A 13,120-nucleotide genomic window follows, 5' to 3' on the forward strand; every position below is an offset into this window, starting at 1 on the left:
GGCCGTGCGAGGCAGAAGGGGCGGCGCGATGAACGAGAAGCGCACAACGGGACGAGGCACCGGAGCGGGCTCCGGCCACGGGCCGGACGACGCGCACGGCCCGGGCTACGACGACCCCGGAGCCATCGGTCGGCGCGTACAACGGCTGCGTGCCGAACGCGGACTGACCCAGCGACAGCTCGCCGAGCCTTCCTACACCCCCGCCTATATCTCCACCCTGGAGGCGGGCCGGGTCCGCCCGTCGGAGGCGGCCGTACGTCACCTCGCGGACCGGCTCGGCGTGACGTACGAGGAACTGGCGACCGGACGCCCCGCCCATCTCGCCACCGAGCTGCGGCTGAAGCTCGTCGAGGCCCAACGGACACTGGCCACCGGCGCCGCCGAGGACGCCGCCGCCACCTACACCCGGCTGCTCGCCGAGGCCGATAGAAACGGACTCGACAGCGAACACGCCGCAGCCCTGCTCGGGCTCGGCCAGTGCGCCCTGGAGACGGGCGATCTGCCCGCGGCCCGCGGCCACTTCGAGACCGGGGAGAGGCTGCTCGCCGACGCGCCGCTCCCCCGGCGCGCCCCGGCCGTCCGCGGCCGGGCGGTCGCCCATCTACTGGCGGGAGAACTCCGTTACGCCTGCTACCTGCTGGAAAGTGCCATCGACGAGCTCAACGCCTCCGGCCTGCAGGACCCCGGCGCGCTCCTGCTGCTGTACACGGCCGTGATCGCGCCGTACATGGACATGGGCGCCCATGCCCGCGCCGCACAGGCGGGCGAGCTGGCACTGGCCCTCGCACCGCAGGTGTCCGATCCGGAGCTGGTCGCCGGACTGCACCGGAGCGTCGCGCGCACGCTCATCGCAGCGGGCCGTACCACGGAAGCCGACGCTTCCCTCGCCAAGGCGGCCGAGATCTACCAACAGCTGCAGATCCGCACGGAGTTGGCGCACTGCCACTGGATGCGCGGCTACGTCCACGCACAGGACGGCGACCTGTCCGGCGCCGAGAGCGAGCTGCGCGCCGCCCGCGACATGCTGGCGTCGAAACGGGCCCCCCTGTACACGGCGCAGGTCGAGGTGGAGCTGGCGGACGTACTGCGCAGGCGCGGCAAGGCCTCCCAGGCCCAGGAGTTGCTGCATCGGCTCCTGGGCGAACTGCACCCCGACCGAGGATCGGTCCACGCCGGCGGCGCGCACCGGCTTCTCGGCCTCATCCACGAGGAGCAGGGCAACCTCGATTCCGCCGAGGAGCACTACGTCACCGCGCTGGCCCTGCTGGAGCGGGCGGGCGCCGCAGGTGATCTCGCGGACATCTGCCGGCTCCTGGGCGATCTGCTACGACGCCTGGGGCGGACCGAGGCGGCGATGGACGCGTACCGGACCGGGCTCGGGCATCGGGCCTCTCCCGGCAGCACCACACTGGGACCGGCGCCGGTGCGGCCGTCCACCGTCTGAGTTCCGTCCGGTCGAGTCGGACCGCCTGCCCGCCGCGCCCATGAGTGAGGAACGCCTCTACGGTGGGGGAATCGGCGGGGACGTCGAGCCAGGGGTGGAGTCGGCGCCGGTCCGGATTCGTTCGTAGGCGTCGTGCGCGGCCCGAACCACGGCTCGGCCTTTCGCAGGGCAGCCGCCTCCCGGCGCTGCTCGTGGGTGAAGTCGACATCGAGGGCTCACGCACGGGCGGTGATCGGGGTCAGGGTGCGGACGCGCCGCAGGTGCCGAGCCGCATGCAGAAGGGCGAGATCGCCGCCCGCCGAATGCGCGAGCACGTCGACGCGGCCGAGACCGAGATGATCACGGAGTGCCTCGGCGTCGACGAGCTGTCGATCGCAGCGGTACGCGGCCGGGTCGGCGGGAGCGGAGGAGTCACCGGTACCCCGCAGGTCGAGCATGATCGGCCGGCGCCGCTTCGACAGCCCACCGAGATCACCGAGGTAGGCACAGGCACGCATGGGCACACCGGGAAGGCAGAGCAGCGGCCCGCCCTCACCCACGACACGGTAGACGAATGGTGCCGCCAGGGGCGGTGAAGGAAGGCGCGGCGCAGTCCTCATCGCCACGCGGCCGCCACGCCAAGGAGCTCGCTTCCCACGCAATCACCATTCCCGCGAGCGCAGTTCAGCAGCGATGAAAACAATAGCCATGTACATAGTAGCCATGTACTCTGTCTGTTCATGAGCAACGCACCTCAGGGACCGACCCCCGGCTTCCTGGTCTGGCGCCTGTCGATGAAGTGGCGGGTGGCCGTGGACCGGGCGATCGGGCCGCTCGGCCTGACACATGCGCAGTACTCACTGCTCGGATCCCTGCTGGGGATGCAGCATTCGGGGCTGCGGCCCAGCCAGCGCCGGCTCGCGGACCACACCGGGCTCGAACCCCTCTACGTGTCGAAGCTGGCCCGCACCCTGGAGACCGCCGGCCTCATCGAGCGCACCACCGATCCCGGCGACACCCGGGCCGTCCAGCTCTCGCTGACCGATGAGGGGCGCGCGGTCACACTCCGCGCGGTCTATGTCGTACGAGAGCTCCTCGACCAGCAACTGGCCCCGCTGGGCGGCCTGGACGGTGCGGACACCGAGGCATTCACCCGCACGTTGGCAGCTCTTCTCGACGCACCGATTCCCGCGATTCCAAGTTCATCGACCAAATCGACCAAGGAGTAGCCATGCCTGTCACACCGACCGTCAACGGCCAGGTCATCGGCCAGGCCCACTACGCCACCCGGGCCGTTCTCGAACGGCTGCTGGCGACCACCGGAACCACGTTCCATCAGGCGGTGGCACTGAACGTCATCGCGGACAGCGGCGAGGCGATCGAGCGCGTCCGGCTCGTCGACCGCATGACCGGCACGCTGAAGATCGACGCGGAGGTCGCCGAAGCGACGTTGGCCGAGCTGTCCGCCGCGGGGCTGCTGGAGGAGGTCCCGGGCAGCACAGCCCGCGTCGGTCTCACGCCCGCAGGCCGTGACCGCCGGCATGCGAACAGCACCGGCATCGCGGACATCACGGCCCGGCTGTACGCGGGTCTGCCGGCCGAGGACCTGGCGGCGGCAGGCCGCGTACTCACCGAGGTCACCGCGCGGGCGAACGCCGTCCTGGCCGGGGCCTGAGGCGTACCGCCCGAGGGGACAGAGCCCGGCGCGGCGCACCGGGCAGCGGTCATCCAGCCGACCGGGGTGACGGTTCCGGCGCCGGCGCCGGCTCGGGTGTGGGCGGCTGCGGAATCGGATCGGGGGACGGGCCGGGCGGGACGGGCCCCGGCGGCGGGGGCGGCGGCTCCGGCAGCGGCGCCGGAGGCCCCGGCATCGGTCCCGGGGTGGGCGCCGGTGGCACGGGATCGGGGTACGGGTTGGTCATCGGGGGCCTCCGAGCGGTTCGGGGTGGATCTCCTTTCACCGTCCCTCGGAGCGGCTGCCCTCGCCTGGTGAGTCCATACGTACAGGTTCCGAATGATCCGCGCAGGTCCGGAACCCGAACGGCAGGTCAGCGCGCGGCGGCGGCCGCGGCGGCGAGGCCCGGCCGGGGGCTGGAGAGCACCGGGATCCGAGTGGCCGTACGGGTGACCGCATCGGCCATGGACGCCTGCGCCAGCACGATCACATCGGCGTCCGTCACCGCATCGACCGCGGCCGCGACCAGGTCCAGATAGCCGTCACGGTCACCGGCTTCGAAGCGCGCCCAGGCACCGTCGACCATCACGGTACGGACCTCCACGGGCCGGTCCCCCGCCTCTTCGGCGAGCAGAGCGAGGGTCGGCCCCAGGGTCGCGGACTGGGTCGCGAGTACCACCAGGCGTTCCCGTTCCGCAGCAGCGGCTGCCATCGGGCGGTCGACACGCAGCACGGGAACGCCGATCGTCGCCGCGGCCGACTCCGCGACCCCGCCGATCGTCGAACAGGTACAGAGCACTGCGGAAGCGCCCTCGGCGACGGCGCCCGCGAGCAGCGCCCTGATCTCGCCCGACATCGCCTCCGGGCCCGATTCCCTCGCCCGGGTGAGCAGGTCCTCGTACACGAGATGACGCAGACCGAGTCCGGGATGGTCCGTGTCCCGGAGCGCGTCGAAGACCGGGACATGGACCGGGGAGGTGTGCAGCAGGGCGAGGACCATCGGCCGAACGGTACACCTCCCGGCCGGTGGGATCACTAGAGTTCGGGATGGGACTTGAGCTGGACCTTCGCCTGCTCCACCAGTTCGACCGGGGCTTCGGGAGCCTGGTCGGGATGGCGCTGCGCCCACTTCGCGGCATACGGGCAGAGCGGGACGACGGGGACGCCCTCAAGGCCTGCCATGGCGTAGAACTCCTGAACGAGGGCGCCCGCGATGCCCTTGCCCTCGTGGCCGGGTTCGACGACGGTGTGCACGGCCACGAGGGCGGCGAGGCCGCCGTCCATCACGAAGTACGCGATGACTCCAACGGCCTTGCCGTTCTCGTACGCGCGCAGGTTGCCGCTCGCGCGGTCGTCGCGGATGTCGAACTCGATCCGGTCGGTCTGTTCTGCCATGACGGGTGCTCCCTCGATGGTCGAGCCGGGTCAGCGCGCCGCGGGGACTGCGTGCGGGCTCCGCTCGGTGGCGGTGCCCGGCACGGGCGCGGAGGCATCGGCGCCGAGCGCGACGATACGGTTGCCGGCGTCGACGTGCACGATGCGCGGGGTCAGTCCACGGGCCTCGGCGTCGTCTACCTGGGCGTAGCTGATCAGGATGACCAGGTCACCGGGGTGGACGAGGTGGGCTGCGGCGCCGTTGATACCAATGACGCCGGAGCCGCGTTCGCCCTCGATGACGTACGTCTCCAGGCGGGCGCCGTTGTCGATGTCGACGATGTGCACCAGCTCACCGGGCAGTAGATCCGCGGCTTCCATCAGCTCGGCATCGACGGTGACCGAGCCGACGTAGTGCAGGTCGGCCTGGGTCACGGTGGCCCGGTGGATCTTGGATTTGAACATTGTACGCATCATGGAGGTACTCCCGGGCTAGGCTCCCTGCCTGCGTTTTTGCAGGTCAAGTGCTGTTTCCCTACCTTACAACGAGTCGCAAGTTCGGTCAGCTTTCCCCATGTATTTGAGGACTGATGCTCACCAGTTGCTCACTTTGCTGCCCCCCGTCAGGCTGATCGGAGGTCATCCACGGACAACCTGTGGCCGTCCCGCCGCGACGACGACGCCAGCCTACGCAACCACTCTGGGGCATCCTCGGGGCCGCCCCCATCCGCCCCCCACCACACCCTGGCTCCCCTCCTGGCGCGAGGGGGCGGGTGACCACGGAGCCGGGCTACGCCCTCCGCTACCGAGACGCCCCCTGCCCACCGGCTACTTACGAGACGGCGCGGGCGAAACAAATCGCGGGCGGCGCGGGAACATAGCAGCAAATGACCGGCTGGGGAAACCGGTGATTCTCAAGACCATTTCTGTTGTCCGCGCGCCGGCACTTGGTGGTGGCAACCGGCGGACGCTCGCGCGGCACACGGATCGCACCCGCGGTGAGCGAATTTCACTGTTTGATCAGGACATCAGGGAGTCATCTTGCACAAATCGACACGCACGGCTTCGCACCAGCTGAGCTCCACGACCTACTCGGCACGCGAACGCCACCCTGTCGCGCCGGTTCTTATGGATACAGCCGAGGTAGCGACCATGCTGAACATGTCCGTCAGCTGGGTCTACAAGGAAGCTGCGAAGTTGGGCCTCAAGGGATACAAGCTCGGCCGAGGCCGGAACGCCAAGGTCCTGTACAAGAGGACTGAGGACTTCAAATGGCTGGAGCAGCAAAAGATTCACTAGCCTCGCCGTTTCACTTGGGTACGGCGGCTGGTGGGGCGAAAACGCGAAAGTGCTGCGTCGGACCAGCTCGCGGGTTCAGGTCGCCGCCGAAGCCCGAACCCCGCTCGCCATACCCGCGGTCCAACCTGAACCCGCACGCCCAGAACCGGAAACTGTCTCGGCGTACGCGGCCGATGCCGGCGACCACGGTGTCCTCCTCGACGACTTCCTTGACGCTCACGCGCCGGGGGAAGCGCCGCTGGCTACGCGGGCGCTCCGGCCATGCCTCTGCGGATCCACGTGACAGATGCCGGTGGGTCGCCTCTTCGCGTGCTTCCCCGTTCCACCGCGGGGCAGCAAGGGGTTCCACTACCGTGTACCGGCATGACTGTGCTGATCATCGGAGCCAGCGGGTTCCTGGGGACCGAGCTGGTGCACCAGGCGACGTCCGCAGGTCGCGTCACGGCCGCGACGTTCAACTCCCGCCCTGGCGACGCCTCCGGCACCTCGTGGCACCACCTGGACCTACGGCATCCCCGTCGACTCGACGAGATCATCGACACGGTGGCACCGAGCATGGTGATCAACGCGTCCAGCGGGGAGGCCGACTGGGCAGTCACTGCGGACGGCCCCGTCCGCCTCGCCGAGGCGACGGCGAGGCGGGGGATCGGCCTCGTGCATGTCTCCAGCGACGCCGTGTTCTCCGGGACCCACGTGCACTACGACGAGACGGCTCTCCCCGATCCGGTCACCCCCTACGGGGCCGCGAAGGCCGCCGCTGAGACCGCCGTGCGACTCCTCCACCCGGCCTCGGTCGTCGCCCGCACCTCGCTGATCATCGGCGATGGCCGATCCGCGCACGAACGAGTGGTGCACGAGCTAGCCGGCGGCGCGCGGGAGGGGGCCCTGTTCACGGACGACATCCGCTGCCCTGTGCATGTCGCCGACCTGGCGGCTGCCCTGTGGGAGCTTGCGGTGTCCGACGCAGCCGGCGTCTTCCACCTGGCTGGATGCGATGCCCTCAGCCGCTACGCACTCGGCGTGCTCATCGCCCGACGCGACGGCGTCGACCCCTCCCTACTGCCCGCCGGCCGCCGCGCGGACACGCACCTCCTGGGAGCCCTGGACGTACGCCTCAACAGCCAGGCCACGCAACGTCGGCTGAGCATCAGACTCCGCGGGGCCAGGGAATTCCTCGGCGCCGCCACGGCTGCTGCCGACGCCAACACCGACGTGATGCATGCCGATGCCGAGATCTTCGACCAGGTCCGGCCCCAGACAGAAATCCTTCCCAACTGCGAGGACATCGTTTGAGAGGGTGATACGTGAGTTGATGTTCGGTTCATGATTCGCTGGCTACGAGTGCCTGCCCGAACTCGCCAGGTGGGACCCGGTGTCAGTGGGACTGCGGCAATCGGCAGGGCGCCGAGGCCGAACGTACAGGTGAGAGCGATCCACTCGGGCATCTCAGTGAATCAGGCGACAGGTGCGCAGGGCTGACGATTCGAGGGCCTTCCACTGCGACACCATGAGCGGCCGTCAGCGACGACGAACTCAGGACCATACTGGAACGGCAGGAGTGCAGAAAGCTCATGAGTGTCTCCGGACCCAAGCCCGATCGGGTGGCCGGCAACGCCGGCGGCGACCCCACGGACCCCGCGGGTCCCACCGGCCGGCTGACCACCTGGCTTGCCGGCACCTCGCTGGGCGAGGTGCCGCCTTCCGTGCGCGAGCGCGCCAAGCACCTGCTGCTCGACGGTATCGCCTGTACCCTGGTCGGAGCCAGGCTCCCTGTCTCCCGCAAGGGCGTCGAGGGGGTCACCGCGCTGGACAACGCCGGAAGCGCCATGCTGATCGGTTGGGGAGCCCGCACGACCAGCGCGCCGTCGGCGGCGATGCTCAACTCCAGCTTCATCCAGGGCTTCGAACTCGACGACTACCACCCGCTCGCCCCTTTGCACAGCAATGCGCTGGTTGTGCCGGCCATGCTTGCGGCGGTCCCGCACGTCGGCGAGGTGTCAGGGTCCCGCTTCCTGCTCGGCGCGATCCTTGGCTATGAGACGGGGCCACGGGTGGGCATGGCCCTGGGGGGCCTGGAGATGATCTCCCGTGGCTGGCATTCGGGGGTGGTCTTTGGTACCCACAGCGCCGCGGTGTCTGCTGGGACGCTCTATGGGCTGAACGCCGCCGGATTCGAGGACGCCCTTGGGATGGCGGCCACCCAGTCGTGCGGCCTGATGTCGGCGCAGTTCGAGTCGATGGTCAAGCGGATGCAGCACGGCTTCGCCGCGCGCAACGGCCTGACCGCGGCCGCGCTCGCGGCGTCGGGTTACGTCGGTATCAAGCGGGTCTTCGAGCGGGAGTACGGCGGCTTCCTGTCCACCTTCGGAGAGGGGCACAGGCCCGACGCCGGACAGATCACCGCGGGCCTGGGCGTGGTCTGGGAGACCGAGCGCATCGCGGTGAAGGCGTACGCCGCCATGGGCCTGCTGCACGCCGCCATCGACGCCGCCCTCCACCTGCGGTCGGAGCACAAGCTGACGGCCGACCAGGTCGAACGGATCGAGATCGACCTGCCGGAGGCCGCCTATGGACACGGAGGATGGCGGGCGGTCCGGCCGCTCGAGCCGATTGGCGCCCAGATGAACGTGGCCTACACGGTGGCGGTGGCGCTCATCGACGGGGACGTGCTCATCGACCAGTTCGCCGAGGAGCGGATCAACCGCGACGACGTGTGGAACCTGATCGACCGCACGGAAACACGCCACGAACGGGCGTACGACCGGCTCCCGGTCGATGAAAGGCTCACTACACGGTTGCGTCTGACCCTGAAAGACGGTGGGGTGTGCGAAGCGGTCGTCCGGCACCCCCGCGGCACCGGCGACCGCCTCCTGACCAACGCGGAGATCGTCGACAAATACCGCAGCCTGACTCACTCCGTGTTCTCCCCGGGCCGCCAGGCCGCCATCGAGAGCGCAGTCCTCGGCCTCGAAGCCCTCGACGACATCTCCCAGCTGACCGCCCTGCTCACCCCCGCCGTGCAGCCCGCTCTGGATGAGATGGGACTGTAAATCATTCGGCTCTGGCAAGATTTTCGTAGCCGTTGATCGTGCCTCGGTGTGGATCAGTTGAGCAGGATGCGGTGGCGGAGGAGGGCGAACCCGGCTCGGCCGTGCATCTGTCTCGTGATCCTCTTGGTGCGTGTGTTGATGCCCTCGGTGCGGCCGTTGTGGTGTTCAGTGGTCAGGCTGGCATTGATGTGCCGCGCGGTCGAGTTCGAGTCCGTTGGCGAATGCGTGCAGGTAGGGCAGGTCAGCGGCCCGCGCGTCGGTGATCCACTTGGTGAGTGCGGCGTCGTTGCCCTCAGCTGGGGAGAGGAGTTCGGCGAACCTCCGAACCAGTTGGGCGAGGGCGGTCATCTCGGGGCAGGCAGCGGTGAGTTCGGCAAGAAGCCTGGCGTTTGTCGCGCAGGTTGCCGGGGCGGGTGAGCAGGAGGCGGGCCAGGCGGTGAATGCGGTCCTCCGCGCGGCGCAGCCGCTGGGCGGCCTGGTCGGCGTCGGTGGCGGTGACGACGAGGAGTCCGACGCGTGCGACGTCAACGTCGCCGGCGGGCGGAAGGGTCACCTGGTCACCGGTCTCGGTGATCCAGCTAATCTGCTCCAGCCACTCGGTCTCCCGGGCGAACGCCTCGTCGATGTGCCGTTCGGTCACGGTTCCGGAAGTCTGCGGGTACAGGATGCTGATCGCGGCAGCCCGCTGTCGCGTGGGGGTGAGGTCGGGTTCGATGCCGGTCGCGATGTCGGCAGCGGCACGGGGAAGGTCGATGCCGGTGGCCAGGAGGACGCGCTTGCCGATGAGGTCGCCGCCGAGGGGTCGAGGGCCGCGGTTCAAGACCCTTTGGCCGCGAGCTGCGGGGGTGGGTCGCCGCCGAGCAGGGTGATCAGTTGGGCGAGCAGCATGTCCAGTTCGCGGCCGACGTCGGTGATCTGAGGGTTGTCGTAGCTGGCGAACAGCAGGCTGGGCTGGTCGACGGCGAGTTTGGTGTCGCCGTCGGGGTCGGCGTAGAGCAGGGTCCGCAGTGGTGCGTGCAGCATGACCGACGGGTCGTGGCGGAACATGCGTTCGGCGATGGTGTGGTTGCCCATCAGGTACTGCGTGGCCTTCCACCCGGACGGCGACCCGGCCATGACGGCGGTGATGTCACTGCGGTAGTAGCGCATGAAGCCGTGCGGGGCGTTGATCTCCGCCAGCTCGAGCGTGGCCTGCCACGAGGCCATTTGGAAGAAGCGAGCGAGATCGACCTCTGGTACGAGGGTTTCGTAGTGCCCACGGGTGGCGTCATATGGGTGCGGGAGCGCCACGACGAGCCGCCGGGCGGGGTGATCGATGACGGCGTCATGAGTGGTCATGGCTGTGCCTGTTCGTCGCCGGAGCGAACCTGTTCGACGTCGTGGATGTCGAGGGTGATGGACGGCAGGTTGAGGTTGACGCTGTTGTCGGGGTTGCGGCGGAAGACCCGGCGGCGCGCGGCCACGAGCAATCCGTCGAACGTCTGGTAGCGGCTGGTGTAGTGGCCCACGAGGGTGCTGCCGTTGACTTCGGTGATGTAGTCCATGCGGCGTTGCATTCCGAAGGTATCGAAGTAGAACACCTGGTCCGGGTTGTGCGTGGCGATCCGGGGTGGGAAGCGCACCTGCAGGCGTCGCCAGGTCTGGCCGGCTTCGCGCCACGGTTCGATTTCATGGGCCCGCACATCCGGATAGGTGAACAGGAACGGCGTTGTGAAGTAGTTCCAGCACGCGTAGCCGAGGAAGTAACCAAGGTGGAGGGCGTCCCAGGGAGTGTTGCGCAGCATTCCTTTGAAGCGTGCACGTGCGGGGGTGAGGGTCTCGACCGGTTCGCCGTCGAGTGTCTGCATGGTGACGCTGTCGGTGGCGGCGTCGAAGACCATCCGCTGGTCGGGGCGGGTGAACGGGCTGAACACGATGTGCTCCCTGACCGTGTCCAGTGTCAGGATCTGGTCGAACGTCTTGTCCGGGGGCCAGCCCTTCATCGCCCAGATCGGGCCGCCGATGGAGATGTCGATTTTTAGGCCACGCAGGGTGTTCCAGAGTGCTTGGCCGCCGGTTGCGGCGATTGCCAGGTCGAGGAGTCCGTCACTCATGGCCAGGTCCTTTCCGCGGCGGTTTCCGCGTAGGAGCTTGATCTGGTGCCCGAAGCCGGTTGGCGGCGGGGCCCGCAGATCGTGGCCGGTGCCTGCGGCGACCAACCCACGACGTAGGACGCTGGACGACGCTTCGAAAGAGATGGTTTCAGCGGGTGAACAGGTCGTCGTTCTTACGGACGAAGTCGGCTATCCCTGACGGGGGCCGCCCGGTGACCTGCTCCACACCGTCCGCCTTGCGGTCGTAACGATTCTCCGCGTGAAGGCGGGCCATGGTGGAGATGTGCTGGAAGACGTGGTCCGGCAGCCCTATCGGTCTGAGGTCGTTGTCGATCCATTCCTGCAGTGGGACGTCGGTGTAGCTGACCGGTCGGCCCAGGGCTGAAGAAACCTCCGCAGCCATGGCGGTGATGTCCTCCGAGCGGGGGCCGGTTAGTTCGTAGGTCCGGCCGATGTGCGCGGCCGGGTCGGCCAGGATCTCCTCCACGACCGCGGCGACGTCACCGGCCGCCACCGGTGAGGTCTTCGCCTGACCGAGGGGCAGTCTGATGGTGCCGTCCTTGGCGATCGAGGAGAAGCCGACGCGGAAGAGCGGGTTCTCCATGAACACCGTGGGCCTGATCTGGACGACGGGCAGGCCTGACCAGTCGAGAGCCTGCTCGACCAGCCACTGCTGTCGCTGCTGATTCGATTCGGAGGTGCTGGTGAGGTCCATCTGGGCAACAGTCAGCTGCGACATGTTGACGAACACTTCCAGGTGCCCGTACGCGCGCGCGACGGCCGCTGCCGTCACGGCAGCCTCCAGATACTGCGCCGACACGCCCATACCGAAGTACATGCGCCCGCAGCCGGCCAGGGCGTCGGCGACGTCGCCCGCATGCGTCAGGTCTCCGACGACGACCTCGGCGCCCGTCGCGCGCAGCGCCTGCGCGCGTTCGTCATCGCGACGCACCATGGCCCGGACGGGCAGGCCCCGTCGCCGAAGGCCTTCGACCACGGATCGCCCTACGGAGCCGACTCTGCCCGCAGCGCCGGTCACCAAAATGGGCAGCACGCTGGGTTCTGGGGTGCGGTCCATAGGGGCAGCGTGCAGCGCCCACGGCCATGGCGCAACCGGAGCCTGGCGCCCCTGGGCGACAGCGGAATGCGGTCGCAGGCCGTGAGCCATCCGTCACGGGCACGACGAGCGCACCGACTGCCTCAACCGCTCGTACCGATCTCGGCGCCGGTTGTGGGGCGTGATGCGCTCGGCTGCCGAGTGCCTTGCGATGGAGCGCGTCATTTGCCTGACGGTCGCCGCCACGGTTGAGGCGATGGTACTGCCGGCGTCCCGAGGAAACGTTCGACGGCACTGCCCCCGGGTCAGCCGCTGACCGTGAGCCGGATGTTGCCGATCCGCCCCATCCGGTCGAAGGAGACAACGGCGGCGTTCCCGGTCGGCAGATCGGCGATCAGCCGGTCGCCTTCCACGCGCTGCGGCACCCCGTGGTGCTCGAAGTACCCCGTGACGGCCTGCCGCGGCGAACGCCCGATGAGTGAGACCCCGGCCATGAGCACGCGCGGCAGGGCGACCGGATCGAGCTCGGCGCTCGGCACCTTCGGGTCGTCGGGCAGGAAGTACACCTGGGTGCCGGGCCCGGCGGGCTGCCCGATGTACCCGGGAGTGTTGGCTACCCCCATCCCCGCGAAGGCCAGCATCTCGGCGGCCCGCCGAGGATCGTCGAACCCGGACAGATCGAGTTCCTCAGTGGTGAACTCAGGAATCCCGTGCGCCCGCCCGTACCGTGCCACGGCAGCGGACAACGCCACGACCTCACTCCCACCGAGCCCCGGATTTGCCCAGCCCCACAGCCAGGACCCCCCCTCCATGTCGTACGTCCCAAGGACACCGACCCGTAGCTGCACCTCCCCCTGCTGGTACGAACACGTCGGCAGGTCCGCGCTCCACGGCGCCTCGGGCAGGAACTCCATGAGCGCCTCGAGCTGAGCGGCGCCCCAGACGGAGTGCCGTTCCGCCTCGAGCAGGAACTGGTCGCTGAATCCGTTTGTCATGATCACGAGCGTAGGGGGCGAGACCCAACGACAGGTAGCCCGGGCTCCGTCCCCCCGTCACCTTTTTCGTGGCTCCGCAATGGGGCCTCCGGCCTTCGGGCCCGGCATGACTTCCCCCTCCTGTTGTTGATGACCCGGAGGGTGGTGTCGCCGG

At 69.0% G+C, this 13,120-nt stretch carries 14 protein-coding genes and 1 pseudogene; 6 read left to right on the top strand and 9 right to left on the bottom strand.

Annotated elements, in window-relative coordinates:
- The first annotated feature begins 28 nt into the window (after positions 1–28).
- Positions 29–1,444, top strand: coding sequence for a helix-turn-helix domain-containing protein (locus tag ACZ7IB_RS27785; RefSeq protein ID WP_470916540.1), 1,416 nt, complete (start codon positions 29–31; stop codon positions 1,442–1,444).
- A gap of 215 nt (positions 1,445–1,659) precedes the next feature.
- Here ACZ7IB_RS27785 and ACZ7IB_RS27790 read toward each other — a convergent pair whose 3' ends face one another.
- Positions 1,660–1,941 (bottom strand): alpha/beta fold hydrolase, encoded by a 282-nt coding sequence (locus ACZ7IB_RS27790; protein ID WP_470916541.1) that lies wholly within the window; start codon positions 1,939–1,941, stop codon positions 1,660–1,662.
- Positions 1,942–2,163: 222 nt separating this feature from the next.
- On the opposite strand from ACZ7IB_RS27790, the gene ACZ7IB_RS27795 reads away from it, so the two are divergent.
- Together ACZ7IB_RS27795 and ACZ7IB_RS27800 are read left to right on the top strand one after the other, a co-directional pair.
- Positions 2,164–2,652 carry a MarR family winged helix-turn-helix transcriptional regulator gene (locus tag ACZ7IB_RS27795; RefSeq protein ID WP_470916542.1) on the top strand — a complete coding sequence of 163 codons (489 nt, stop codon included), beginning with the start codon at positions 2,164–2,166 and terminating at the stop codon, positions 2,650–2,652.
- A 2-nt stretch (positions 2,653–2,654) separates the two neighbouring features.
- Positions 2,655–3,098: a hypothetical protein gene (locus ACZ7IB_RS27800; RefSeq protein ID WP_470916543.1), complete on the top strand. Its 444-nt coding sequence runs from the start codon at positions 2,655–2,657 to the stop codon at positions 3,096–3,098.
- 373 nt (positions 3,099–3,471) lie between these two features.
- On the opposite strand, the gene ACZ7IB_RS27805 is transcribed toward ACZ7IB_RS27800, so the two are convergent.
- Genes ACZ7IB_RS27805 through panD form a run of 3 tightly spaced genes read right to left on the bottom strand, consistent with a single transcriptional unit; the run spans position 3,472 to position 4,949 of the window.
- Entirely contained in the window at positions 3,472–4,098 is a 627-nt protein-coding gene (locus ACZ7IB_RS27805) for an aspartate/glutamate racemase family protein (RefSeq protein ID WP_470916544.1), read from the bottom strand.
- A gap of 35 nt (positions 4,099–4,133) precedes the next feature.
- Complete coding sequence (locus tag ACZ7IB_RS27810) at positions 4,134–4,493, bottom strand: GNAT family N-acetyltransferase (protein WP_470916545.1); 360 nt, start codon at positions 4,491–4,493, stop codon at positions 4,134–4,136.
- Between the two features lie 30 nt (positions 4,494–4,523).
- Positions 4,524–4,949, bottom strand: a complete 426-nt coding sequence (panD, locus tag ACZ7IB_RS27815; protein WP_072485184.1) for an aspartate 1-decarboxylase — start codon at positions 4,947–4,949, stop codon at positions 4,524–4,526.
- Positions 4,950–5,633: 684 nt separating this feature from the next.
- Here panD and ACZ7IB_RS27820 point away from each other — a divergent pair.
- From ACZ7IB_RS27820 to ACZ7IB_RS27830, 3 genes are all read left to right on the top strand, one after another.
- Entirely contained in the window at positions 5,634–5,771 is a 138-nt protein-coding gene (locus ACZ7IB_RS27820) for a hypothetical protein (RefSeq protein ID WP_470916546.1), read from the top strand.
- A gap of 363 nt (positions 5,772–6,134) precedes the next feature.
- Positions 6,135–7,064: an SDR family oxidoreductase gene (locus tag ACZ7IB_RS27825; RefSeq protein WP_470916547.1), complete on the top strand. Its 930-nt coding sequence runs from the start codon at positions 6,135–6,137 to the stop codon at positions 7,062–7,064.
- A gap of 278 nt (positions 7,065–7,342) precedes the next feature.
- Positions 7,343–8,821 carry an MmgE/PrpD family protein gene (locus ACZ7IB_RS27830; RefSeq protein ID WP_470916548.1) on the top strand — a complete coding sequence of 493 codons (1,479 nt, stop codon included), beginning with the start codon at positions 7,343–7,345 and terminating at the stop codon, positions 8,819–8,821.
- A gap of 53 nt (positions 8,822–8,874) precedes the next feature.
- Here ACZ7IB_RS27830 and ACZ7IB_RS27835 read toward each other — a convergent pair.
- The 5 genes and pseudogenes from ACZ7IB_RS27835 to ACZ7IB_RS27855 all read right to left on the bottom strand — a co-directional run.
- A pseudogene (locus tag ACZ7IB_RS27835) lies at positions 8,875–9,248 on the bottom strand (transposase); the annotation flags it as partial.
- 389 nt (positions 9,249–9,637) lie between these two features.
- The gene (locus ACZ7IB_RS27840) at positions 9,638–10,159 is read right to left on the bottom strand and encodes a DUF302 domain-containing protein (protein WP_470916549.1); all 522 of its coding nucleotides are present in this window, start codon (positions 10,157–10,159) and stop codon (positions 9,638–9,640) included.
- Complete coding sequence (locus ACZ7IB_RS27845; RefSeq protein ID WP_470916550.1) at positions 10,156–10,914, bottom strand: hypothetical protein; 759 nt, start codon at positions 10,912–10,914, stop codon at positions 10,156–10,158. The genes ACZ7IB_RS27840 and ACZ7IB_RS27845 overlap by 4 nt, the downstream gene beginning before the upstream one ends.
- A gap of 148 nt (positions 10,915–11,062) precedes the next feature.
- Complete coding sequence (locus ACZ7IB_RS27850) at positions 11,063–11,992, bottom strand: NmrA family NAD(P)-binding protein (RefSeq protein WP_470916551.1); 930 nt, start codon at positions 11,990–11,992, stop codon at positions 11,063–11,065.
- Between the two features lie 284 nt (positions 11,993–12,276).
- The gene (locus tag ACZ7IB_RS27855; protein WP_470916552.1) at positions 12,277–12,966 is read right to left on the bottom strand and encodes a DUF6882 domain-containing protein; all 690 of its coding nucleotides are present in this window, start codon (positions 12,964–12,966) and stop codon (positions 12,277–12,279) included.
- Positions 12,967–13,120: the final 154 nt, after the last annotated feature.

The sequence above is a fragment of the Streptomyces sp. NPDC037301 genome (assembly GCF_055602785.1).